Here is a 24,379-nt window from a genome sequence, read left to right on the forward strand (position 1 = left end):
AAAACTAGAAATAAAAAACCTGACGTTATCCGCCAGGTTCAAAATAAAAACTTATATTAATGAGAAGGAAATGCTTTTTTCTCTTGTAAAATTGCATTATGAGCAATTTTCATTTTCGCAAGTACGTAACGTAATCGATCTTCAGCGTTTTCATCTTTACTTATTTGTAATTCCGCCAAATTTTCAACAGAACTTGCTAAATTTTCAATGACTCCTCTTAGTTCAGGATGATGATTAAAAAAAGATTCTTGCACTAATACTTTCCTTAACTCACTAGCTAAATCAATTATTCTAGACAACTGTTCTTTTTCTTCCATTCTCATCCCTCCTGAATATCTTATGTAGTAAATATTCTCTAAACAAAGAAAAAAGCCCTTTAAATCAAAAGGACTTTTTACATTTTTATATTTCCAGTTAATAACATATATATTGATGTGATAGCCGCAACAATAATTGCCCACATCACATACTTCTCTGCACCTACAAAGCAACGGTTCCCTTGTTCTTTTCTTGCAAACGTGTAAACAATAATTCCAATTCCATACACAATTGAAACGAGTAGTAAATTCTTTAAACCAGCTGCATAAAGAAGCCATACAGAGTAAATAGAAGCAATTAAAGCTAACGCTCCGTTTTTTAATTTAGCGTCTTTTAGTTCGTTTGTAATGACTAATTTAAATTGGAATAACGCTGATAATAAATATGGTAATAAAATTGATGTTGATGCAATGAAATACATAATTTGATATGTTGATTCCGAAAACAAAACGATGATAAATATAATTTGGGCAACACCATTTGAAATCCATAATGCCATGTGCGGTGTTTGCTTCTTATTTGTTTTCGTAAAGACTTTCGGAAATACGCCATCTTTTCCTGCTACATGAGAAATTTCAGAAACAAGTAAAAACCAGCCAATTAATGTACCGACAAGTGAAGCAACTAATCCGATGTTAATCGCAACTGCACCCCATGGACCAACAACGTGCTCTAATACATGTCCCATGGACGGAGTTTCTAACACAGAAAGTTCGCCTCTTGTCATAGCTCCCATTGACAGGACAGAAATTAAAATATAAATGGACATTACTAAAATAAGTCCCAATACTGTTGCCTTACCAACATCTCGACTATTCTTCGCTCTTCCAGATAATACAACCGCTCCTTCAACTCCAATGAAAACCCAAAGTGTTACAAGCATTGTATTTTTCACTTGGCCAAGTATAGCGGAAAGTGAGATCGTTCCTTCTCCCCAAAAATCATGTGTAAATGTGTCCCAGCGAAAGGCTGTTACCATTACAACAATAAATAAAACGATTGGAACTAACTTCCCTATTGTTGCGATCACATTCATAATAGAAGCTTCACGGATTCCAAATAAAATTAAAAAATGAAGTGTCCATAATAAAAGTGATGCCCCAACGATAGACGCAACATTATTTCCTCCTTTGAAAATTGGAAAGAAATAACCTAATGTACTAAACAGTAACATAATTGTTGCGACATTACCTAAGATTCCTGCTAGCCAATATCCCCAAGCACTATTAAACCCAATATATTCACCGAAACCAGCACGTGCATAACTATAAATTCCACCTTCAAGTTCCGGTTTTTGTCTTGCTAATGTTTGATATACGAGCGCAAGTGGAATCATTCCCATCGCTGTAATACACCAGCCAATTATTATTGCACCACTGTTTGCTCCTACTGCTAAATCATGCGGTAAACTAAAAACACCGCCACCAACCATTGTTCCAACTACTAATGCGATTAATGGAAAAAATCCTAACTTCTTTTCTATTTGTACCACCCCATCTGTCATTCTAGGTGTTATGTTCGTTCAACTATTAAAGTCACCTTTTTCTCTAATAGACGTTTCTCTTATATTTTTTCAGGAAAACATTACTTATTCTAAAAGAAAATGAGCAAAAATGGAATACTTTTTTGAAAAAATGTATAAGTATGCACAAAAAAACCGCTCATTTTGTAATGAACGGTCATTTCAAACATATAAATTTGTATATTTCTTGTAAATTTAACGAAGTAACTTCTCTTTTTGTAAAAATTGTTTTGCGACTTCTTCACTACTTTTACCATTTACGTTAACTTCATAATTCATTTTTCGCATTTCTTCATCTGTAATCTTTCCAGATAATTTATTTAATACCTTTTCAAGTTCAGGATATTTCTGTAACGTTTCTTTTCTTAATAATGGTGCTCCTTGATAAGGTGGGAATAACCCTTTATCATCTTTCAGCACTTTCAGTCCGTATTGCTCCAATTCACTATCTGTTGAATATGCATCAATTACGTTAACATCTCCAGATTCAATTGCGCTATAACGCAGCTTCGGCTCCATCGTTTTAACATTCGAGAACTTATAGTTATATAATTTTTGCATTCCTTTATAACCATCTTCACGATCAGCAAATTCCAATGTAAATCCTACTTTGGCTTCCTGTGCAACATTCCCTAAATCAGAAATTGTATTTATATTCTTTTGATCTGCTATTTTTTTCGGCATAGCTAGTGCATATGTATTGTTATACTCCATTGGCTTCAACATAATCATATTATATTTCTTTTCCATTCCAATGCGAGCCTGCTCATATACTTCATCACGATTTGTACTCTTTGGTTCTTCTTTCACGAAAGTAGATAAAGCTGTTCCTGAAAATTCTGGGTATATATCTACTTCCCCTGATTTCAACGCTTCAAATACAAATGCTGTTTTTCCAAGACCTGGTTTTAATTGTACGTGTAAATCTGTATCTTGTTCAATAAGCTGCTTATACATTTGAATTAAAATTTCAGGTTCTGATCCAAGTTTGCCCGCAATAACAATATCTTTCTTTTCTGTACTCCAAAGAAATGGAGAAGCAATCATTATACAAACAATACATATCGTCAATATAACACGCTTAGAAGAGCGTTTCGGTCGTTCAAGTATGCGAAGTACTATATCAAAGAATAAAGCGAGTAACGCGGCTGGTACGGCCCCTAAAATGATAAGTGCATGATCATTTCGATCTATACCTAATAGTATAAGCTTACCGAGCCCACCAGCACCAATGAGAGCTGCTAATGTAGCCGTTCCAACAATTAATACCATCGCTGTACGAATACCGGCCATAATGATAGGCAATGCAAGAGGAAGTTCTACCTTCCACAATCTTCTCCAACTATTCATCCCCATAGCTTTCGCGGCTTCTATTAGAGATTCATCTAATTCCCTTATTCCTGTATATGTATTTCGTAAAATAGGTAATAGTGCATACACAACTAATGCGATAATCGCTGGAAGTTTTCCGATTCCTACTAATGGAATTAATAGTCCGAGTAATGCAAGTGATGGCACTGTCTGCATTACTGCAGAAGTTCCTATTATAAATTCAGCCATTCGTTCTTTTCTTGTTAATAAGATGCCAAGTGGCACCGCTATAATTACTGCAAAAAATAATGAAATAAGCGATATTTGTAAATGCTCACTTAATGCAGTTAGTAATTCTATTTTTCGTTCTTGGAACGTTTGTATAAAATTAGTCACTGTTTAGCCTCTTTCCTTCATTTGTTCAACAATGTAATTGACAATATGACGACTTGTTAACGCTCCAATATATTGACCGTTTTTTTCAACTGGAACGACCTCCTCATCACGCACACGAACTAACGCTTCTTGTAAAGAAGAATGTAATGATAGCGCCTGCCCTTCTAATTGCACACTTTGATCAAGCGGCAATACATCTGCTATACTTTTCCCCTGATACCAAGTTCGTCCGCGATTTCCAATAAACTCCTCTACAAATTCATTTTTCGGATTATGTATAATTCCTTCTGGTGTATCTAGTTGAACAACTTTTCCTTCTTTCATAATACAAATGCGATCTCCAAGTGATAATGCTTCTTGCATATCATGTGTTACAAATACGATTGTTTTTTGAATCTTTTTTTGCAACTGTACAATATCCTTCTGAAGCTGTTCCCTACTTAATGGATCTAACGCACTAAATGGTTCATCCATAAGAACGATTTTCGGGTTTGCAGCTAATGCTCGCACGACACCGACACGTTGTTTTTGTCCTCCTGACAATTCATCAGGCATACGATTTCGATAAATATCCGGATCTAATCCAACCATATGTAACAATTCATCGACGCGTGCTTTAATTTCTTTTTTGCTCCATTGCCTCATTTCAGGAACAACCGCAATATTTTCAGCAATTGTCATATGAGGAAACAAAGCAATCTGTTGCAACACGTATCCTATATCCCAACGTAATTCGTTTATATTATATTGTTGAATATCTTTTCCATCGATTAAAATCGATCCTTCAGTCGTTTCGATTAAACGATTAATCATCTTCATTGTCGTTGTTTTACCGCATCCACTCGGACCGATGAGAACAAAAAATTCTCCCTTTTTAATTTCTAAATGCAATGAATCCACTGCTTTCGTGCCATCTTCATACGATTTTGACACATGATTAAATTGAATCACAAATACAACTCCTTTAATGTTGTTTCCTTTATTTTGATGGAATATGGCATTCATTTCAAATGATACGCTTTTAAATTAAAAAAGAGCTCACATTTGAGCTCTAACGGTCGAACAATATTGTTTTCATAATAGCAGCATATTCGCGAACATACATTTTTCTCTTAGAACGAATTGGTGTTTCAGCAGCTAGTGCCTCCATCTTCATGCCTAAACGCTTTGCAATTATTTTCGTTCGATATAAATGATACGTATTACTTACAACTACTGCATGTTTCACATTATATAAATCCATACTAAACTTTAAGTTTTCATACGTATTTGTAGATTGATCTTCTATTAAAATACGACTCTCATCTATACCGTGTACCATTAAATAGTTTCTCATGCTGTGAGCTTCCGGTATATCTTCATCTTCTCCTTGACCACCTGAAACAATTACTTTCGCTTCAGGATGGGAAAATAAATACTCCACCGCTACATCCAAACGATTTTGAAGAGATAAAGACGGTCTATCTCCAAATAACTTTGCACCCAGTATAAGAACGTACGGAGAGTGATAGCTCAACTTTTCACGAGCAACTTTGTTCATTCTAAACGTCATATAAATGATGTATAGTGGCGGTAATAATAAAATGATAAGAAAGATCCATTTATTCATAAATAAGTTTGCACTCCCTTTCTTTTTATTATACAGAAAAAGAAAGGGCGGCAGAAGTGTTTTTTAAACGATTGATTTATTAGAAACATTCGCCGCTACTTTACGTTGTGATAGTACATAATAAATAGCGATTCCTAATGAGAAGATCAATATGCAGCTTAATACGTAAAACGGAAGCATTACTCCGGCTTTAGATACACCCGCTGTAAACAGCATTAATAATACAATTCGTATTCCAGTACCAATTAGGCGAAATAAGCTGTCTACACGTCCCATTACTTCGTTTGGAATTTCCTCCATCATCAATACATTTCTCGCCACTCTTGTACCCGCATTTCCAACTGCATGAAAAATTGCAAGTCCATATAAGAAAATTACGGAAGGTTCAATAATCATTGCGGTAATTGAAATTACATAAATGAACATCGTCATAACGATTGAAACTTCTGTTTTTACATATTTCATTATGAGTGGAATACAGATTCCTGCAACAACCGCTCCGACACCGTACATCGTGCCCTCTATTGCGTATACAGAGGCATTGGCTTTAAGTATATCCGAAATATAAACTGGTATTAAATAATTTGCCATCATAACGCCTATAAACGGCATATAAGTGGCCAGTAAGAACCAAAAGAGCTTAGGACGTTTTTTCATAAAGTGAATTCCTTCAAACAATTGCTTCTTAAATGTTATTTTTCTTTTCACTTCTTTTTTCTTTACGTACGGTATACATAAGAAAAGAAAAAATGCTCCAGCAAAAGTTAACATGTCTACTAACAAAATCCACTTCAAAGATACAATTTCAATTAAGAAGCTCGCAGCCGCTCCAGAAATAACTTGTGTTAACTGTCCTTGTATTTCCATCGTTCCACTTAAACTTTTATAATGTTCTGCTTGAAATATCTCTTGGTTGAACGCAAATATTGTAGGATAAAACAATAAATAGTAGAATGATCCGGCTATATAAATAAGAATATAGTGAATAGAATGATAAGGTTGCCCAGCAAATCCCCATATAACCATTATTCCGATTACGGCTATTCCGATTCCTTCGTTACATAGCAATAAAGATTTTCTTGAAAAACGATCAATACTTTGCCCAATGAATGGTGTTAATAAAAACATAATGAGGGTTGCAATGATAGAAACATAACCAAATGTTGTCTCTCCTCCACTCTCTTTAATTAACAGCCAAGGAATCGTTATCATAACAATTCCGGAACCAATAGCAGATAGACTATTGGCTCCTAGAATGTAATACAAGCGAGAATCATGATAAAGTGAGGACATATCATTCCACTCCTAGTTGTTTTTTCACCTCTTTATATACACTCATATATGCTTTCAATTCTTTAACTACATCATGAATTAATGGTTTTGCATCTTCCCCAAGTTCACCATCTTGCACATGTAATCCATCAAGCACAACTTGTTTTGGAATTGCATTTGCATAAACACCTCTAGCGACCGTTCGCATGCTGTTTAATGCATTTATTCCACCTTTACCGCCACCAGCAACCGCTAACAACGCAACTGGTTTATGAATAAATTCACTACTACTTAAGTAATCTAAAGAGTTTTTCAGCGCACCGCTCATCGCATTATGATATTCTGGTGTACATAATACAACCCCATCCGCAGCTTTCACTAACGTTTTTAATTTTTTTACTGCCTCTAAATCACGTTGCGACTCTTCTCCATTGTATAAAGGTAACTCCTCAATTGCTAAATCATATAATTCCCCTTCAAATTGATCCGCAATATATTTTGCCACCACGCGAGTTCTACCAAATTTTCTTGGTGTACCGTTAATAACGACTAGTTTCATGATTATTTCTCCCCTTTGTTTTCAAGTTCTACTTATATATTATCAGAAATTTCTATACAAAACACAATATAAAGAGTTAACTTGTTTCATAAAATAGTATGATAAACAAAAAAAAACTCATACTTTCGTATGAGTTTCGTACAATTACTTTGATTCATCTCTCATGCTCAATGTACCTAAACTTTCATTTGCTTCAAAATGATTATATGCTTTTTCCGCTAATCTTTTCCGTTCTTCTGGTAATTCTATATATTTCATTACGTTTTCAATTATTTTTTCGTACGGAGTAAATACAATTCCTGGCCACTCTACCTCATCTTCTGGATTACTATTTTCGGAAATAATAAATTTCTTATTTGCGACTGCATAAGACACGCGAGGTGTTTCAAGAATTCCTGATAAGTAAAAATGAATATTTAATATAATTTTAGCTCTAGCAATCAATTCATTTCTAACAATTCCCCACGCATTATTTTTAAAAACTATATTTAAATTCGGCGCAACCGCTTTTAGGTGGTCAAAAATAGCTTGCCGCCTCGGATTAAGAGCACCTATAAACAGAATATCAATATCTTCAATAATCTCATCTTCAAACGCATCTTTTTTTATTTCCAAAGTTGGAGCATAGTTCATTTCTACATGTTTTATTTCTTTTCCTACCCCTTTTTGTTTAAGCCATTCTATATTTTGTTTACTATAATCCCAAATCACTCTATCTTTTAATAATATTAAATAAAGGGGGTGCGCATATGGACTTCCTTCGTATAGCTGTTCTAAATTATAAATAATTGCATCTTTCGGAAGAAGGTTCGGGTTATATGCGTATGTATGGGCTCCAAAAACAACTGTATTCTTTACATTTTCCAGTATTGTTTCTGATATAATTACTGTATTTCCCTCCTGCTCCAACCGCCACTTTAAAGCTCGCGCAACATCTATGAAACTACCGTATGTCTTTGGGCATATAAAAAGACAATAATCATATTCTTTATTCAAATAAACTTCCATTAATCTTAAATTATTTTTATATAAATCTACATCTGGATGTTTAAGTACCAACTCATTTGCATGTTTTCTTGCTACTTTATATAATCCAGCATAATAAGCAGCGATGCATCTTCTTAATTCGATTCTTTCCCGGTCCTCATCTAATACATCCATGTTTAAAAGAAGATTTGCGATACAATACGCTTTTAAATGATCACGATCATAATAATAGTCTAGTAGTGGCATCAATTCTTCATACGTATTTCCATGCACCGATTCTCCTAGTTCAATCGCCCATCGCATTAATTCCATGGTTACTCCACTACTCCTTTAATCGAAAATGTATTTAATAAAATTTCGCATTATTCTCTACTATATTTGCTATATGAAATGGAATCTTTTCTTTTATCGATTCCAAATACTTTTGCGACACCGCCCCTAAATGTTTTTTATGAGGTATATAGAAAGCACTAATAGAAATTTCATAGTCAAATAAGTAATCATACACATGATAATCTACAAATAGTAGATCATCCTTTGGAAAAGGAATTTCCTTCCCTTGCAGAGCATACATCAAAGCAATATTGTTTTGAGATCGTAATCGATACAACCTTGCAAGTTGGTATAATGGTTCAGCCCGGGTTGGTCTATATTCCCAAGCTTTTTGAAAATAAAAAACAGCTAATGCTAAATATTGCTCTTCTTGCCCTTTAACAGTTTCTTTTTCATCCGCATCTGTCACTTCATTTTGTTTATTTGCTGAACGATTTGCTAACTGCTCATAACAAAATCCTATTCGCAATAACGAATAGAATACCTCTTCAACCCATCCTCCTGCTTCCACTCGTTTTTTATACCATTTAATTGAATTCTCAAATTGACTTAAATGAAAATAAGTCTGAGCTAAATAAAATAAATATCTTATATGCAAATCTGGCGTTGTTTCTGGGTCGTTTATTCCCTGTAACAACAACCTCTCATCTCTTTCAAATTTATCAGCTTTGCTCCCGCCATCTCCGGGATCATTCACGACAAGAGTCTCTAACCGAGCTACCCTCGTATTGTAATTCGCTCCAACTTTTGAACGATCTATATCCCAATACTCATGAGTAACACCGACAGATTTCCATGGTAAAGAAGCTTTTAAAAGACGTGTAAGCCAATATTTAATATGAACATCATATTGTAATGTAAGATAATGATCTTCCGTTAAGCTCGTTTTATCGAAATTCGGATCAACCTCTAAAATCATATCCGCATCTAATATTAATAAATAATCTGCTTCTGGGTATGTTTTTTGCGCTAACGAAACAGCTAAGCTTCTGTTATAACCAAAGTTTTTAAACGGCTCATGATGAACCGTCCCAGGTATCTCATTTTCCTTACACCAATTTTCAATAATTTCAGGCGTATTATCCGTCGATCCAGTATCACAAATAGAAACAAAGTCTACAATTGATTTTGTTGCATTTAAACATCTTTCCATAATTCTAGACTCATTTTTAACGATCATACAAAGACATAACTTTTTTTCTTCCTTTACAGACTTCACTTGCTCATTTCCCATTTAACCACCTCATATTTTATTAACACGCTCTTCTCATATGTAACAACATTTCTTAGCTATACTGATGACATAAGCACCCTTTTACTATTTATGAAAACTTCATTTTATTTATTCTTACTTTTATGTTGAGACATATTTCATGCTTCGCTTTATATTTGATACAATCAATACAAAAAACATAATACGGGAATCCGTACATTTCAAAGTCTAAGAGGAGGTTATATTTTGTTGGATTACATTTGGCTAGATGACAAATCACCAATTTTAGAACAACTATCAAGAAACTTTAAATCTGCAGCTATATTGCTACATCCTTTTATCCAAATGCCTTTAGGATGGAAAAAGTCTGTGAGAAAAAGACCATATGAGCACATCTATCCTAGCGCTGAAGAAATCATTTATAATGGGAAATCCGTTTCTTGGAAGGAAATGATGTCTTGTAGTGGATTACATTCATACGCAGACCTAGCAATGGCCATGTTGACTTCCATTAGTGCCCTTTCAGAAGAATATAAAAGAGAGGATTTAGCTGAAAAGCTACATTCAAACTTAAAAAAAGATCTTTATTACCCAACAGAAGATTATACGTCTATATTTTTATTACACAAATTACTTAAACTCCTCGGTTCTAAAGGTGCAAAAAATCTATATTTCTCTGAACCAGTTCTTGATACAAACCGATTATTACAGGTAAATAATACTACTCCATTAGATATTTGGGACATTAGCAATAATGAGTTAATTATTACTGGCGAAGATAATGAGTATGCGTTTATGAGTATATACGATTCCTTTACAACCTTATTATTAGCTAAAGAAGAAAATATAGAATATATTGTTCATTCAATGAACGTTGAAGCTATCATTTGTGACAAAAAAACGATGATTGATTGGTATTTTTAAATTAGTAATTTCTTAAACTATAAAAAAGAAACTTGCGCTTATACACAAGTTTCTTTTTAAAAACATCCTTATTTTTTCACAACTTCATGTCCACCGAACTGATTACGTAATGCTGAAACTACTTTTCCATGGAATGTATCATCTTCCTGAGAACGATAGCGCATAAATAATGACATAGCGATAACTGGTGCTGCAGCTTGAAGTTCAAGTGCAGTTTCAACAGTCCATTTTCCTTCTCCTGAAGAGTTCATTACACCTTTAATGCCATCTAGTTTCGGATCTTCTGCAAATGCTTTTTCAGTTAAGTCCATTAACCAGCCACGGATAACTGATCCGTTAGCCCATACTTTTGCAACATCTTCATAATTGAAATCAAAGTCACTCTTATCTAGTACTTCAAATCCTTCAGCGATTGCTTGCATCATGCCGTACTCAATACCGTTATGAACCATTTTCAAGAAATGACCACTACCAACACGGCCAGCATAAGAATAGCCATTTTCTACTGCTAAATCTTTAAATAAAGGTTCTAATTGGTCGTAAATTTCTTTTTCTCCACCAACCATTAAGCAAGCACCATATCTAGCTCCTTCTACACCGCCTGATGTACCGATATCTACATAATGTAATCCGAAGCTTTTTGCTTCTTCAGCACGGCGTAACGTATCTTTATAGAATGAATTTCCGCCTTCAATAACGATATCACCTTCATCTAATAATGGATATACATCTTTTAGTACTGACTCTACAACTTCTCCTGCAGGCACCATTACCCAAATTGTACGAGGAGCTTCTAGTTCAGCAATCATTTCTTTTAATGTATGACGTGCAGTAATTCCTAGTTTTCCTGCCTTTTCAACAAGCTCGTTATTTACATCGTATACAACTACTTCATGCTTGTCTTCATATAAGTGTTCAGCTAATGGGAATCCCATTTTTCCTAATCCAATTAAACCTAGTTTCATATTAATCAATCTCCTATTCTATACAAATATATTTAATATCGAAATTAGCCCAAGTGCTACTACAGATAATATAGTCTCCATTGCAGTCCATGTTAATAATGTTTCTTTCACAGTCATTCCGAAATACTCTTTAATCATCCAAAATCCTGAATCATTCACGTGTGATAAAATTAATGACCCTGCACCAGTTGCAAGTGCTAATAATTCAACATTTACACCTGGTGTGCTTGCTGCAATCGGCGCAACAATACCAGCTGCTGTCATCATAGAAACAGTTGCCGATCCAGTTGCAATTCGGATTAGTGCCGCAATTCCCCACCCTAATAATATCGGTGAAATATGTGATTCTTTCGCCATATCTGCAATTGTCGTTCCAATTCCAGAATCTAATAATACTTTATTAAATGCGCCGCCTGCACCAATCACTAACAATATGTTTGCAATAGGTCCAAGGCAATCATTTGTAAATTGTAACACTTTATCTTTTGAGAAACCTTTTGCATATCCAAGACTAAAGAAAGAGTAAATGGTTGCAATTAATAAAGCCACAATCGGATCTCCAATAAAGTGTAATACTTGTGCTAGTTGACTCGTTTTATTTAATGCAACTTCTGCTATTGATGCACCAAGCATAAGAAATACTGGAAGTAAAATTGTAAACAATGTATTCCAAAAGCTAGGAAGCTCTTTTTTATTATCTTTTTCAACAAATTGCTCCGCTATATCTAATGGTACTTCCTTATGTATACGAGCACCAATCCATTTCCCGTAAAGTGGACCTGAAATAATTGCAGTTGGAAGTCCGACAATTAACGCATATAAAATTGTCTTCCCTACATCTGCTTTAAAAATACCAACTGCCGCCATTGCCGCTGGATGCGGTGGAACAAGTCCGTGTACGACTGACAGTCCTGCTACTAGCGGAATACCAATTGTAATAAGTGATACCCCAGTTTCTAACGCAATTGTAAATACTAACGGAATTAATAGTACAAATCCAACTTGGAAAAATACCGGAATCCCTACTAAAAATGCAACGAACATCATCGCCCAGTGAACTCGTTTCTTCCCAAAACGATTAATTAATGTGTTAGCGATACGTTCAGCACCACCAGATTCGGCCATCATTTTTCCAAGCATCGTTCCTAGTGCTAAAACTATCGCTAAAAACCCTAACGTATTACCAAGCCCTAGTTTAATAGAATCAATAATCCCTGGATCTTTTGGTGAAGTTCCAATTAAAGGCATTCCCATTGCTAATCCTACACCAATTGCTGTTAAAATTAATGCGACAAATGGATGCCATTTTACTACCGTAATAAGTAAAAGTAGTATGACAACTGCCGCTAGTACGATCCCAACTACCATTTCTCCCAATCCCCCTATTGTTTACGTTGGAAAGCAGCTATACAATCAAATTCTTCTTTCAAGCGATTGTAAAGTCGTTCATACATATAAAACATTTCTAAATATATAGCCGTATTTTCTTTATTCGGTACATGGTGATGGACAATATCAATCCAATCCTTTACCTCTTCAAGAGAATCAATTTTTCCTACAGCATATAAAGCAACTGCCGCTGCCCCAAGCGCAGATGCTTCATGACTTTCAGGTACAAGCAATTCTTTTCCCATCATATCGGACAACATTTGTCTCCAAAATGCAGATTTTGCAAACCCTCCTGAAACTCGTATTTCAGTAAGTGGCCCTGTACAATCCCTGATTGCGAGTGCTACTGAATATACACTCATACAAACACCTTCCATCACTGCACGTATAAAATGTTCTCGCTTATGTTGAAGATTGATTCCAAAGAATGTACCACGAGCATTTGCATTCCAGTAAGGTGCGCGTTCTCCAGATAAGAAAGGTAAGAACAATAGCCCATCCGCTCCAGCTGGTACGCTTTCTGCATATTTAATTAATAAATCATAAGGATCAATGCCGAGCTTTCTTGCTACTTCTTGCTCTGGACTACCAAATTCATCACGTAACCATCTCAGTAATATTCCGCCGTTATTCGTTGGACCACCGATTACCCAGTGCTCATCTGTTAATGCGTAACAAAACGTTCTCCCTTTCTCATCTGTATTTATATTTGATGAGATTGTTCGAACCGCACCACTCGTTCCAATCGTAATTGCAGCCGCACCCGGTGATATCGCACCAACTCCTACATTTGCAAGAACCCCATCACTTGCTCCGATGACAATTGGTGTTTCTGCACTTATCCCCATCTTCTGTGCTAACTCTGGCTTCATACCTGATAAAATATATGTAGTTGGTACAGGGGTTGATAATTTTTCTGATGACATATGTAACATAGTTAAAACATCTTCATCCCAGTTTAATGTTTCTAAATTAAATAACCCTGTAGCAGAAGCAATCGAATAATCAACTACGTAGCGTGAAAATAATTGGTAAATCACATACTCTTTAATGGAAATGAATTTATAGGCACTTGTATATAACTCTGGTTCCTCTTCTTTCATCCATAACAATTTAGAAAGTGGTGACATCGGATGAATCGGTGTACCTGTACGTCTATAAATTTCATGCCCATTCATTTGTTGTAATAATTTTTCTGATTGCTTCGTACTTCGATTATCTGCCCAAATGATAGAACGCGTTAATGGCGTACCATTTTCATCTACTGCAATTAATGCGTGCATAGCTGTACTAATACCGATTGAAGAAATATCTTCTGGTAATACATTACCTTTTTCAATGGCAACGCTTACACTTTTGTATACAGCGGCACATATTACATCAGGATCTTGCTCAGCCCATCCTACATTCGGTTGAATAATTGGGTAATCGATTGCATGTGATGCAATGACTTTTCCTTTTTCTGTGAACACAACCGTTTTTGTACTTGTGGTACCGATATCAATCCCGATTACTCTCCCCCTTGTTTCCATGCGAATCTTCCCTTCATTACTAGCAAAATACGATTTAGTAAACCGTTTACATGAATTAGTATATAAAATATTTTTTCATTTATCAAGTTATAAAAAGAAAATTTTTTTCATACCAAAAATAAATCCCCTCATTCCATTTCACTTATATACTAAATTTAGCTTTTCCATGCGGTAAAATTACGTTATATTCGTTACGCAATACACTCTTTCCTCTCATTAACAACACATACATAATCCTCCATACGTTCTACTTATTTGCTTGAAGAAAAAGTTGAAAAGCAATATTCATTTTTAGCGGTCACGTAACATCACCATCAAGCCAAGAAAAGTAACTAACCGCAGAATGAGAATTCTGTGCATTTTACTCATATTTATTGTTTTAGGTTCACTAGTCTTTTATCTTGATAAACATAGAGCGTGGCCCCCTACTATCACTTTTTTATCTTGTAAATATATCTTGCATACTATAAAACCGAAAAGTATTTTTATTTTTCAGAAAAATAAAAACAATAACACGAAATTTATTGTATAATGTTGTAAAAAGATGTCGGAGGGATTTAATGTTAAATAAAATATCTCAATTCACAATTAAGCTTTCATCAATTCTTTTATCACTCTTACTATTATTAAATTTACCTTATTTATTTATCACTCAACAAGGATTTACCTTTCAACTAATTTATTTTTTTAATCAGACCGTTACTATGTTAAAACAAGTTTTTTCCCCTGAATCATTAGTGATTATAGGATCAGACCCGAAGTTTGGCCATTTCAAAAAAACACCATTATTTCCAACTGTTTTAGAACCTTACCTATATTCATTTACTATATTATTTTTAGCCTTTTTTCTTGCTCTCTTTTTATCATCTAGCATGGCATTTTTTTATTTTTTAGCAAAAGATTATATAAAAAAATGGATAAACCGAATTGTGTTCATATTAGAAGCTGTCCCTGATATGATGATGATGATCTGTTTGCAAATATTTTTCATATGGGTACTTCAGAAATTTGGGGAATCTCCTGTCACTATTATTTCCTTTAATGAAAATCGAGCTTATTTACTCCCTATTTTATCATTAGCTGTCTTACCTACATTACAAATGTTTCGGATGATGGTGTTATACATAAAAGAAGAGCAAGGAAAACATTACGTAGAGGTTGCATATGGAAAAGGCCTTTCATCAAGTTATATACTATGCATTCATTTATTCAAAAATATATCTATCCACTTCTTCCACCATTTAAAAACGATTTTTGTTTTCTTACTTTCTAATTTATTCATTTTAGAATTTGTTTTTAATATGGAAGGCATTATTCAATTTTTATTTAATAAGGCGTTTGTTTCACCTCCAGCTGCATTTATCATACTTGTTATGATTATTTTACCATTTTATGCTATTTTCCAAATAGTCTCATTCATGATGAATAGATGGAAAAAGCAATTGAAAGGAGTATCATTATGAAATCTATTTGGAAATCAAAACGCTTTTTAATCGGCTTTACTTATCTATTCATACTTATTTCAGCTAGTTTTATTTATAGTTGGTTCTTTAAAGATAACATCCCAAAACCTCCTCAGTTACTTTACAATGACAATAACGAATTACTTGGAAAAGCCCCCTTTCCGCCATCGTTAATTCCACCTTTTGGATCTGATCGTTTTGGAGAGTCTGTTTTCTTACAAATTGTAGAAGGAGCAAAATTCACTATTTTATTAGCCATGGCAATTAGCTTCTTTCGAATTTTATGCGGAACATGTATAGGAATCCTCTTAAGTTTATTTGCTCCAAAACTCAAGAGATTTTTCCAGTCATGCTCAGAAGTTTTTTATTACATTCCAACTCTATTTATCGCATTCATACTCATCACGCCCGTTAATATTATAATCACATCAAATGCTGATGGGGTAGATCCAAATATTTCATTTACGTTTTATCAAGTACTCGTACTTATTTTCGTCGCTCTGCCTACACTTTCTTTATACATATCCTCAGAGGTTGATGAATTTATGAAACAAGATTACATCTTAAGTTCACAATTACTGGGGGCTAGTCGTTTTCATATTATAAAAAAACACTTACGAGTCTTATTACTTGACCGCTTATTTGTATTATTTATGGAACATATCGTCCAAACACTCATACTTGTTATCCATTTAGCGTTGCTTAACATTGTAATTGGCGGCATACAAATGCGTGAACTCTATGACGGAGTGCTCAAACCTGTTTCTCTATCTAATGATTGGGCAGGTCTTATTGGATTAAATCGTAATGAAATGAATCTTTCATGGTGGATTATTTTTTATACTCTCGCTTCATTCTTTATTACGATTCTATTTATTAAGCTTATGACCATCGGGATTCAAGATGCACTGAAAGCAAGAGATTCGCAAATTGTAGCAATTCAAAACGTTCCAGATCATAAAAAATTTGTTAAACATAAAGATTCCTTTTCGTTTGCAAATAAAGTAAACCTTTAATCATTTCTCATTAATGAAGTATTAATTGGCATCGATATTAGTAGAAAATAAAGAAGATGATCCCTATTAAATACAGGGATCATCTTCTTATGCTGTCTAACTTTTTTACATGTCCTTTGCTAGACTCATGTTTTTTATATTTAAAGTGAATTATTTGCAATCACAATTATGTTTTTTAAAATCAATTACCATACGCCCTTGAATTCTACCTTGTTCCATTTCTTCGAATACATTTTGTACTTTATCTAGCGAACAAGTTTGAACAACCGGCACTACTTTTCCTTCTGCCCCAAACATAAACGCCTCTTCCAAATCTTTACGAGTACCAACTAGAGAACCAACTACTTCAATTCCATCCAGTACAAGTCGTGGGATGTTTAAGTCCATTGTTTCTACTGGTAGCCCTACTGCAACTACTTTACCGCAAGCACGTACTGCATCAACTGCTGAGTTAAAGGCTACTTTAGAGACTGCTGTTACTACCGCAGCATAAGCGCCACCAAACTTCTCTTGCACAATTTTATCAGCAGGACCTTGAGAAATTGGATTGATAGTCATATCAGCACCAACTTCTTTCGCTAAGGCTAATTTATCGTCATTAATGTCTACTGCGATTACCTTTGCACCAAATACATTTTTAGCATATTGGATAGCTAAGTTACCTAATCCACCGCAGCCATAGATTACAATAGGTTGACTAGGTTTAATATCTGATACTTTAATAGCTTTATATGTAGTTACACCAGCACAAGTAATTGATGATGCTTGAGCAGGATCTAATCCTTCTGGTACTTTTACCGCATAATCAGCTGTAACGATACATTGTTCAGCCATACCACCATCCACTGAATAACCAGCGTTTTTAACTTCACGGCAAAATGTTTCTCTACCAGTTACGCAATATTCACAACGTCCACAAGATTGGAACATCCATGCAATACTTACACGGTCACCTATCTTTAGTGAAGTAACATCATCAGCTATTTTCGTAACAATACCTACACCCTCATGACCAAGAATACGGCCATCAGTGTTACCAAAATCATGATTCGCAACGTGTAAATCAGTGTGGCAAACTCCACAATACTCTACATCTACTAACGCTTCACCTGAGTGTAACGGACGTAATTCTTTTTCAATCACTTCGATGTTTGCTTTGCTGTTTTTATTAACCACTACTGCTTTCATATGTGATCTCCCCTTTAGTGTTTTAGCATTTTAATGAGTTTATCTCACAACTACTTTCTTCACTACTTTGGCTAGTTATTGTACCAAATTTAAGTGTTCAATCATCATTACATCTTCATCATAACATGACACTTCATAAACAATTTGTGAAATTATGAACAATATTTGAATTATTACATAAATCGGTCTTTATTTTAAATTTTTAAAAATGAGAGTTTATCACTGACTATAAGTAAGTCATACATTTCTAAAAGAAAATAAAGTAACAAACTTCTCATCGATAAAAAAGCTCTTCACTCAATATTTTCTATATTTAAACACTTAGTTTCACAGTAATAGCCTTTGCCACCAACATAAACTTTTTCTATTTTATTCTTGCTATTGGTTGCTAATTTAACTAATATTTCGGAAGGCGAGTGTAAAGAATAACCTTGTTCAAATACATAGACTTCTTTTTGCAAATAGTGCTGTTCATAAAGATAGCAAGCTAATGCACCGTTTGAAGTTCCAGTCGCTGCTTCTTCATTAATGTCGTATAGTGGAGCAAAATTTCTGCATATAATTCGATTGTCATTAAAAGTATATAAATGCATCCCGACAACATTATAATACTTGCTGATTTCTTTAATTTTTTCAAAATTAGGTTGCAGTGCATGTAATTGTATTTCGCTTTTTATAGGAATTAAAATATCTTTTAAGCCAGTGGAGACAATTTGAATTGGGTATTTATTGTCTATATCTTTACTATCAAAACAGTCGATGAACTCGTTTGGAGATACAACATCATAGAATCTCGGTTTATTTTGTTCCATGAATATGATGTCATCTTTTATAGTGATAGTAAGAACACCGCTGTTCGTTTCAATCGTATAGCGATTCCTGAAAATTTTATTTAAATGCATCAGTATCGCGAAAGAGCCAATTGTGGCATGACCACATAAATCAACTTCTTCTTTTGGAGTAAAATACTCAAATTTATAATCAGCAATTTCAGATTCTGATATAAATGCGGTTTCCGCATAACCCAGTTGTTTGGCTATTTCGATTTTTTGAGTAGTGGTCAATGTATTTGTATTCTCAATAAATACCACTCCTGCTTTATTTCCGCCTTTATGATCCTTGCTAAATGCACTTGCAACATAAACAGATATTTTCATAAGACATCTTCCTCACTTATAGTATAGAAAGCACTACATATAAATTCCATTGGATAAATTATCCCTAAAATAAGAAACAAACTATTTTTAGCATTTGAACTCTCCAAAAATAGTTTGTCTACAGTCTGAAAGCTCTTCATTTGAAGAGCTTTTTTTATATTCGCTTCATCGAAATCGTTTCACGTATACTTTGTAAATTTTTTAGAGTTTCCTCTTGTCGCTGCAACGACAACCCTACATACAAAGTATCTAATAAGCTTAACTGTGCTAATCGTGATGAACTTGCTTCTGTGCGGAATTCAGTCTCACGTGTTGATGTATATAACGTTATATCAGCAAGTTGACTTAATGCTGATTTCTTATAGCTCGTAATCGCAATAATTTTGGCTCCTCTTGCTTTCGCTACTTCTAACGCTTCAAGTAATCCTTTATTGCTACCAGAATGAGAAATACCAATAACAACTGAATTTTCCGAGAGTAAACCTGCTCCCATAATTTGAAAATGCGAATCAGTATGAGCGATACAAGAAATACCCGTTCTCATAAACTTATGATACGCATCCATTGCAATAATACCAGAGCCACCATTTCCATAAAACTCAATTCGACTTGCTTCTTGTAAGGCTCGTACAGCCTGCTCAAGTGCCGTTTCATTAAGCAAATGTAAAGTATCTTGCAGTCCTGTAATATGCGAATGAAAAACTTTTTTAGCAACAGTTACCATACTATCTTCTGCTGATACCTCTTCATGAATATTTTGCATCGGTGTATGTACAATTTCACGAGCTAATGTAATCTTTAAATCTTGAAAACCTTGCAAACCAAGGTGTTTACATAAGCGGAATATCGTAGCTTCGGAACTATTCGTAACTTCAGCTAATTCTGTAATAGATTTATGTACAACATCTTGTGGATGTTTCAAAATATGTTCGGCAATACTTCGCAATTTCGGTGATAAACCATTTAACGAAGCCTGAATCTTTCCAATCCCACTTCTTGTACCAGGCATAGCATATCCTCCCCTTCCATCGTAGCTTTATCCTGTAAAAACCGATTAGTTAAACTAATCATCAGTGGGGATGGTCCCCCACTGATTAGAGTTTCACTTTATTGTACCTAATTATCGAAAGAAGAAAAACCTATATTAGGGATTACTATAAATTTTAATTGCTCCTTTGTATTCTGTCATACGATATAACAGAATTATTCATGCTTATGAATAATTCTCCCCATGTTTCACTGCGTATAATGCGGCTTGCGTACGATCATCCACTTCCAATTTAGCTAAAACGTTTGAAACGTGTGTTTTCACAGTTTGTTCTGTAATATGAAGTTCTGCTGCAATCTCCTTGTTGCTTCTTCCTTTCGCAATTTCGCGAAGTACCTCTTGCTCTCTTTTCGTTAACATTGAAAAAGGATTTTCTACTTCCTTCTTTACTGCAGAACGCCCCATTAATGCAGGTGTTACTTTCGGGTGAAAATTCGCATTTCCTTGATGTACTGCAATAATAGAAGCGACAAGTTGCTCAGGTTGTACTTCTTTTAATTGATAACCATCTGCTCCAGCTTCAAGTGCTGGTATAACATAATCTTGCTCTGAAAAACTACTTAATATAAGTACCTTTATTGTCTCATCATATTGCTTTAGACGTTTTGTTGCCTCAATTCCATCCATTTTCGGCATCGATACATCCATTAGTACGACATCTGGTCTTTCTTTTTGCATGAAATGTAATGCCTCTTCGCCATTTTCCGCTTCCCCAATAATTTCAAATTCTTCTCTCGTTTTCAAAAAGAATACAAGTCCTCTTCGAACGATATGATGGTCCTCAACTAGTAGCAGTTTAATCTTCAACCTTATTCTCCCCTTCAAATCGGCAATTGAATTTCTATTTTTGTACCCTTTTTCAGCTCTGTTATAATTTGAAACGATCCCTTCATTAACTGAATACGTTCCTTCATACTTTTCAGGCCAAGTGCTGATTCCCTTACTTGTTCTTGTATAAATCCTATTCCATTGTCTTCTATATAAAAATGTAACTGGTTATTTTCTATTTTCAAAAGAATATGTACCTTTTCACACGAAGCATGCTTTTTACAATTATGTAGCGCCTCTTGGCTAATACGCCATAAAACTTCTTCTATTTCATCCCCAATTGAAACCATCCCATCAATTCGAACTTCCACTTGAACTCCTAATAACTTCCCGTAATTTTGAATTGCTTCTGCTAATCCTTTCTCCAATCCTTCAGGTCTTAATTGCCAAATTAATAGCGTCATCTCTTGTAATGCTTCTTGTGATAATTCCCCAATATAACTTAACATCTCTTGCAACTCTCTATCTTGCGTCATATTCAGAGTACCTTTCGCTGTTAGCATAATAGAAAATAACAATTGTTTTACTGAATCATGTAAATCACGTGCAAGTCGATTTCTTTCCGCTACCACTACATATTTACGTTCTTTCTCAACTAATTGAATACGTTGTATTGTCGTTCCAATTTGAAATGCAATTGATTCTAATAACGCTAACTCTTCCTCAGAAAAATGAGTCTTATGAGGTGCAGCCACATTTAGTAGACCAAATTTTTCTGATCCAGACCTAAGCGGAATTGTCGCATGATGTGTAACATCTTCTGTCTCTCCCCAATTACATTCAATTGCATCTTCTATTCGCTTACATTCAATAATATTAGTCGCTTTTTCCAATCTCCCATTCACAAAACGTTCTACACACCAACAGTTTCCTTCACACATCGGCTTCTTCTTTTGCCACGTAAGAGCCTCTGGTAAATTTTCGTCTACAAGCATGCTGTGCTTTCCACTTTCATCAATAAAGAATATCCACCCTGTTTGTAAATTCATTACTTGTAACAATGTATGCAACACTTTTTCTAACATATCCTGTAAGTTTGTTGCTTCATTTAATAATTCAGCAATTTCTTTTAATGCTTCTAAACGACGCATCTCTTTTTCTTCAAAGTTCATTCTCATCACCAACTACAATTATAACATTAAGAAATTTCTAAATTCTATAAATAAAAAAAGAACCGAATTCCTTCAGCCCTTTCTTTATATCAATCATTTTATTATTGTTATTCTATCCAATGTTGGAAGCAGAATTTTTGTTAACAAACGATTCTACTTTAGCTGTCCGATAAAGATTGTCCACCATGGATATGCTGTAAACCTTCAGTAGTAACAACCATATTCGCTGCTGGCATTTGCACTTGATTCTTATGGAACATAGACATTAATTCAAATCTTACTTGTCTAGAAGTTTCAAAATAATCTTCTGGCTTTATTAAACCTGTAATACAAAATTCATAGCCAACATATTTCAAGTTAGGATTTAAGTCTGTAACACCGACGTATTTAAATGGTTCAACAGCCTTATCCTCTACTCTATAAAGAGTTTGATTCAATTCTTCATTGCATATAACACATACTTCTTCTAACAATTCCTTCACTCTTGTTGGATCTTCCTGATAACTTACCGTGATGCGTTCAATTACACGCATCCATCCTTTATTAAAATTTTGTATCGTTCTAATCTCTCCGTGCGGGATGGTAAGTAATTTTCCTGACCATTCACGAATTTGCATAAAACGAATACTAATCTCTTCAATAGTTCCTGAATTTGTTCCGTTAAAAGTTACAAAATCACCAACCCGAAACTCTTTGTCCGCTAATCTTGCAAAGCCTAATATAACATCTTTTAGCATCTGTTGTGCAGCAAAACCGATGACAACTCCAGCTATCCCTGCACCTGCAATAATACTTTTTATATCTACAAATTGGCTAATTAAATATATGATAAGACTGATGATAATGATATATCTAAAAATAGATCGAATTACACTTTGAATCGTCTGCTCTACCTCTTCATCAAAAAAGCTTGATTTCCTAAAAAACCAATCAATAATACGGTTTATTACAAAAGAAATAATGATTAAAACTAAAGCAAATAGTAAAAATCTTAAAAGTAAAAACTCTCTTACATAATTAAAAAATTCTTCAGTATACGTTAATAAGCTCATTTAACCACTTCCTTACTAATTAAAAAATTCATAATCGCCTAAGTTTGTTCCAGAAAAATCTATTATCCTAATCTAAAATGCCACTATCCTTACTATGTATTTTGACTCTATTACTAATTCACCTTAAGCAGTATGTCTAGGTGTTCTTTTTCCTTTCCCTTTAAATATACCCTTTTTAATAACCTAAGGGGGAGCAAATCGTGAAATTTTTTTATACGTTAAAACTTTATTCATCTCATTACGATTTCAACTCATTTATTCATTAACTACGTAAAAAAAGAGCTGAATTTATCAGCTCTTTTATTCAATATTAATTGTTGTCTTACTACTTTTTTCTTCTTTCAATTTTGGCAATTCAATTGTCAATACGCCATCTTTATAATTTGCTTTAACATTTTCTTCCTCAACTTGTTTAAAATTAAAGCGTCGAGTTACAGAACCTATAGAACGTTCTTTACGAATATATGTGCCATTCTCATTTTTTTCGTCTACTTCATTATGATTCGTTGCTTGGATCGTTAATATATCTTGTTCAAAATCAACTTGAATGTTTTCTTTTTGAAAACCTGGTAAATCTGCTTTCACAGTATATTTACCAGATTGCTCATGAACATCTACTTTAAAAGTATCCATGTTCAGTGGCTTAAAGAAAGCATCTGTCATCCCTTCTAATAAAGAAGGCCCAAAATCAAAAATGCCATTTTGACGTTTTGTTATCTCTGGAAATAAATTACGCATATTTTTTCCTCCTTATTATTTATGAATGAAAGATTATCTCTTTCTGCCTTTATTATAACATTTGGTCAAAAAAGGTCAAAGTTTTTGTTTGACCTTTTTTGATGTATATTTTACCAAATAAAACAAATAAGTTATATGTCATCTCTCCCCTTATAAAGAGGAATATATTTACATAATAACGAATAGTTTATTTGCTCTTATTTTTTCTTACGGAGGTTACATACAATGGGATATATTGAAGAACTTAGAAAAGTTGTCGGATCAAGGCCACTCAATCTAGCAGGAGTTGCTGTAGCTGTTTTCAATGAACATGGACAAATAAAAGAGACCTTTTTTTGGTATTATCCCCTATAGGTAGACAGTAAAAAAAGAGTCCATCTGATATGATGGACTCAATACTGTTTTATCTGGAGGGGATTTTTTTATGGCAAGAAAAGGACAATCATT

At 34.2% G+C, this 24,379-nt stretch carries 22 protein-coding genes and 1 pseudogene; 4 read left to right on the plus strand and 19 right to left on the minus strand.

What is annotated here, in order from left to right:
- Positions 1 to 56: 56 nt before the first annotated feature.
- The 9 genes from ACTFO4_RS19185 to ACTFO4_RS19225 all read right to left on the minus strand — a co-directional run bounded on the left by ACTFO4_RS19185 (position 57) and on the right by ACTFO4_RS19225 (position 9,541).
- Complete coding sequence (locus tag ACTFO4_RS19185) at positions 57 to 317, minus strand: hypothetical protein (RefSeq protein WP_000391445.1); 261 nt, start codon at positions 315 to 317, stop codon at positions 57 to 59.
- Between the two features lie 77 nt (positions 318 to 394).
- The gene (locus ACTFO4_RS19190) at positions 395 to 1,822 is read right to left on the minus strand and encodes a basic amino acid/polyamine antiporter (RefSeq protein WP_000129444.1); all 1,428 of its coding nucleotides are present in this window, start codon (positions 1,820 to 1,822) and stop codon (positions 395 to 397) included.
- A 213-nt stretch (positions 1,823 to 2,035) separates the two neighbouring features.
- The gene (locus ACTFO4_RS19195; protein ID WP_000181014.1) at positions 2,036 to 3,547 is read right to left on the minus strand and encodes an ABC transporter permease/substrate-binding protein; all 1,512 of its coding nucleotides are present in this window, start codon (positions 3,545 to 3,547) and stop codon (positions 2,036 to 2,038) included.
- Between the two features lie 3 nt (positions 3,548 to 3,550).
- Complete coding sequence (locus tag ACTFO4_RS19200) at positions 3,551 to 4,498, minus strand: ABC transporter ATP-binding protein (protein WP_326235304.1); 948 nt, start codon at positions 4,496 to 4,498, stop codon at positions 3,551 to 3,553.
- Positions 4,499 to 4,598: 100 nt separating this feature from the next.
- Positions 4,599 to 5,156, minus strand: a complete 558-nt coding sequence (locus ACTFO4_RS19205; protein ID WP_001045715.1) for a YdcF family protein — start codon at positions 5,154 to 5,156, stop codon at positions 4,599 to 4,601.
- 63 nt (positions 5,157 to 5,219) lie between these two features.
- On the minus strand, positions 5,220 to 6,449 hold the full coding sequence (locus ACTFO4_RS19210) for an MFS transporter (protein WP_000097165.1): 1,230 nt from the start codon (positions 6,447 to 6,449) through the stop codon (positions 5,220 to 5,222).
- Position 6,450: 1 nt separating this feature from the next.
- Positions 6,451 to 6,987 carry an NADPH-dependent FMN reductase gene (locus ACTFO4_RS19215; RefSeq protein WP_000780355.1) on the minus strand — a complete coding sequence of 179 codons (537 nt, stop codon included), beginning with the start codon at positions 6,985 to 6,987 and terminating at the stop codon, positions 6,451 to 6,453.
- Between the two features lie 144 nt (positions 6,988 to 7,131).
- Positions 7,132 to 8,286 (minus strand): hypothetical protein, encoded by a 1,155-nt coding sequence (locus ACTFO4_RS19220; RefSeq protein WP_017674115.1) that lies wholly within the window; start codon positions 8,284 to 8,286, stop codon positions 7,132 to 7,134.
- A gap of 34 nt (positions 8,287 to 8,320) precedes the next feature.
- Positions 8,321 to 9,541, minus strand: a complete 1,221-nt coding sequence (locus tag ACTFO4_RS19225) for a glycosyltransferase (RefSeq protein WP_000526219.1) — start codon at positions 9,539 to 9,541, stop codon at positions 8,321 to 8,323.
- 225 nt (positions 9,542 to 9,766) lie between these two features.
- Between ACTFO4_RS19225 and ACTFO4_RS19230 the strand changes: the two genes are divergently transcribed.
- Positions 9,767 to 10,444, plus strand: coding sequence for a DUF2711 family protein (locus ACTFO4_RS19230; RefSeq protein ID WP_326235303.1), 678 nt, complete (start codon positions 9,767 to 9,769; stop codon positions 10,442 to 10,444).
- A 68-nt stretch (positions 10,445 to 10,512) separates the two neighbouring features.
- Here the strand turns inward: ACTFO4_RS19230 and gnd are convergent, their stop codons facing one another.
- The 3 genes from gnd to gntK are packed head-to-tail and all read right to left on the minus strand — an operon-like array spanning position 10,513 to position 14,330.
- Positions 10,513 to 11,409, minus strand: a complete 897-nt coding sequence (gene gnd, locus ACTFO4_RS19235) for a phosphogluconate dehydrogenase (NAD(+)-dependent, decarboxylating) (RefSeq protein WP_000765997.1) — start codon at positions 11,407 to 11,409, stop codon at positions 10,513 to 10,515.
- An 18-nt stretch (positions 11,410 to 11,427) separates the two neighbouring features.
- Positions 11,428 to 12,777, minus strand: coding sequence for a GntP family permease (locus ACTFO4_RS19240; protein WP_000260208.1), 1,350 nt, complete (start codon positions 12,775 to 12,777; stop codon positions 11,428 to 11,430).
- 14 nt (positions 12,778 to 12,791) lie between these two features.
- The gene (gene gntK, locus ACTFO4_RS19245) at positions 12,792 to 14,330 is read right to left on the minus strand and encodes a gluconokinase (protein WP_000450007.1); all 1,539 of its coding nucleotides are present in this window, start codon (positions 14,328 to 14,330) and stop codon (positions 12,792 to 12,794) included.
- Positions 14,331 to 14,890: 560 nt separating this feature from the next.
- On the opposite strand from gntK, the gene ACTFO4_RS19250 reads away from it, so the two are divergent.
- Complete coding sequence (locus ACTFO4_RS19250) at positions 14,891 to 15,793, plus strand: ABC transporter permease subunit (protein WP_440014100.1); 903 nt, start codon at positions 14,891 to 14,893, stop codon at positions 15,791 to 15,793.
- The gene (locus tag ACTFO4_RS19255) at positions 15,790 to 16,809 is read left to right on the plus strand and encodes an ABC transporter permease (protein WP_000836565.1); all 1,020 of its coding nucleotides are present in this window, start codon (positions 15,790 to 15,792) and stop codon (positions 16,807 to 16,809) included. The genes ACTFO4_RS19250 and ACTFO4_RS19255 overlap by 4 nt, the downstream gene beginning before the upstream one ends.
- 150 nt (positions 16,810 to 16,959) lie before the next feature.
- On the opposite strand, the gene adhP is transcribed toward ACTFO4_RS19255, so the two are convergent.
- The 7 genes from adhP to ACTFO4_RS19290 form a co-directional block, all read right to left on the minus strand.
- Positions 16,960 to 17,997 carry an alcohol dehydrogenase AdhP gene (gene adhP, locus ACTFO4_RS19260; protein ID WP_000649120.1) on the minus strand — a complete coding sequence of 346 codons (1,038 nt, stop codon included), beginning with the start codon at positions 17,995 to 17,997 and terminating at the stop codon, positions 16,960 to 16,962.
- Between the two features lie 293 nt (positions 17,998 to 18,290).
- Positions 18,291 to 19,154 (minus strand): PhzF family phenazine biosynthesis protein, encoded by an 864-nt coding sequence (locus ACTFO4_RS19265; protein WP_017674118.1) that lies wholly within the window; start codon positions 19,152 to 19,154, stop codon positions 18,291 to 18,293.
- Positions 19,155 to 19,308: 154 nt separating this feature from the next.
- On the minus strand, positions 19,309 to 20,163 hold the full coding sequence (locus ACTFO4_RS19270) for a MurR/RpiR family transcriptional regulator (protein ID WP_001119642.1): 855 nt from the start codon (positions 20,161 to 20,163) through the stop codon (positions 19,309 to 19,311).
- 204 nt (positions 20,164 to 20,367) lie between these two features.
- Positions 20,368 to 21,009 carry a two-component system response regulator CasR gene (gene casR / locus ACTFO4_RS19275; RefSeq protein WP_000694623.1) on the minus strand — a complete coding sequence of 214 codons (642 nt, stop codon included), beginning with the start codon at positions 21,007 to 21,009 and terminating at the stop codon, positions 20,368 to 20,370.
- Positions 21,010 to 21,023: 14 nt separating this feature from the next.
- Positions 21,024 to 22,121: a two-component system sensor histidine kinase CasK gene (casK, locus tag ACTFO4_RS19280; RefSeq protein ID WP_170879395.1), complete on the minus strand. Its 1,098-nt coding sequence runs from the start codon at positions 22,119 to 22,121 to the stop codon at positions 21,024 to 21,026.
- 179 nt (positions 22,122 to 22,300) lie between these two features.
- Positions 22,301 to 23,194, minus strand: coding sequence for a mechanosensitive ion channel family protein (locus tag ACTFO4_RS19285; protein WP_017674119.1), 894 nt, complete (start codon positions 23,192 to 23,194; stop codon positions 22,301 to 22,303).
- A gap of 300 nt (positions 23,195 to 23,494) precedes the next feature.
- Positions 23,495 to 23,932 (minus strand): Hsp20/alpha crystallin family protein, encoded by a 438-nt coding sequence (locus ACTFO4_RS19290; protein WP_001245055.1) that lies wholly within the window; start codon positions 23,930 to 23,932, stop codon positions 23,495 to 23,497.
- Between the two features lie 225 nt (positions 23,933 to 24,157).
- Between ACTFO4_RS19290 and ACTFO4_RS19295 the strand changes: the two are divergent.
- Positions 24,158 to 24,253 (plus strand): annotated as a pseudogene (locus ACTFO4_RS19295) (DNA mismatch repair protein MutT); the annotation flags it as partial.
- Positions 24,254 to 24,379 lie beyond the last annotated feature (126 nt).

Origin of the sequence: Bacillus cereus group sp. MYBKT14-1 (assembly GCF_051915185.1) — a bacterium.
Taxonomy (GTDB): domain Bacteria; phylum Bacillota; class Bacilli; order Bacillales; family Bacillaceae_G; genus Bacillus_A; species Bacillus_A cereus.

What these genes read in the sequence shown, in the direction of transcription:
- ACTFO4_RS19185 (WP_000391445.1), bottom strand. Translation starts at nt 317, where the DNA reads ATGGAAGAAAAAGAACAGTTGTCTAGAATAATTGATTTAGCTAGTGAG.
- ACTFO4_RS19190 (WP_000129444.1), bottom strand. Translation starts at nt 1,822, where the DNA reads ATGACAGATGGGGTGGTACAAATAGAAAAGAAGTTAGGATTTTTTCCA.
- ACTFO4_RS19205 (WP_001045715.1), bottom strand. Translation starts at nt 5,156, where the DNA reads ATGAATAAATGGATCTTTCTTATCATTTTATTATTACCGCCACTATAC.
- ACTFO4_RS19210 (WP_000097165.1), bottom strand. Translation starts at nt 6,449, where the DNA reads ATGTCCTCACTTTATCATGATTCTCGCTTGTATTACATTCTAGGAGCC.
- ACTFO4_RS19215 (WP_000780355.1), bottom strand. Translation starts at nt 6,987, where the DNA reads ATGAAACTAGTCGTTATTAACGGTACACCAAGAAAATTTGGTAGAACT.
- ACTFO4_RS19220 (WP_017674115.1), bottom strand. Translation starts at nt 8,286, where the DNA reads ATGGAATTAATGCGATGGGCGATTGAACTAGGAGAATCGGTGCATGGA.
- ACTFO4_RS19225 (WP_000526219.1), bottom strand. Translation starts at nt 9,541, where the DNA reads ATGGGAAATGAGCAAGTGAAGTCTGTAAAGGAAGAAAAAAAGTTATGT.
- gnd (WP_000765997.1), bottom strand. Translation starts at nt 11,409, where the DNA reads ATGAAACTAGGTTTAATTGGATTAGGAAAAATGGGATTCCCATTAGCT.
- ACTFO4_RS19240 (WP_000260208.1), bottom strand. Translation starts at nt 12,777, where the DNA reads ATGGTAGTTGGGATCGTACTAGCGGCAGTTGTCATACTACTTTTACTT.
- gntK (WP_000450007.1), bottom strand. Translation starts at nt 14,330, where the DNA reads ATGGAAACAAGGGGGAGAGTAATCGGGATTGATATCGGTACCACAAGT.
- ACTFO4_RS19250 (WP_440014100.1), top strand. Translation starts at nt 14,891, where the DNA reads ATGTTAAATAAAATATCTCAATTCACAATTAAGCTTTCATCAATTCTT.
- ACTFO4_RS19255 (WP_000836565.1), top strand. Translation starts at nt 15,790, where the DNA reads ATGAAATCTATTTGGAAATCAAAACGCTTTTTAATCGGCTTTACTTAT.
- adhP (WP_000649120.1), bottom strand. Translation starts at nt 17,997, where the DNA reads ATGAAAGCAGTAGTGGTTAATAAAAACAGCAAAGCAAACATCGAAGTG.
- ACTFO4_RS19265 (WP_017674118.1), bottom strand. Translation starts at nt 19,154, where the DNA reads ATGAAAATATCTGTTTATGTTGCAAGTGCATTTAGCAAGGATCATAAA.
- ACTFO4_RS19270 (WP_001119642.1), bottom strand. Translation starts at nt 20,163, where the DNA reads ATGCCTGGTACAAGAAGTGGGATTGGAAAGATTCAGGCTTCGTTAAAT.
- casK (WP_170879395.1), bottom strand. Translation starts at nt 22,121, where the DNA reads ATGCGTCGTTTAGAAGCATTAAAAGAAATTGCTGAATTATTAAATGAA.
- ACTFO4_RS19285 (WP_017674119.1), bottom strand. Translation starts at nt 23,194, where the DNA reads ATGAGCTTATTAACGTATACTGAAGAATTTTTTAATTATGTAAGAGAG.
- ACTFO4_RS19290 (WP_001245055.1), bottom strand. Translation starts at nt 23,932, where the DNA reads ATGCGTAATTTATTTCCAGAGATAACAAAACGTCAAAATGGCATTTTT.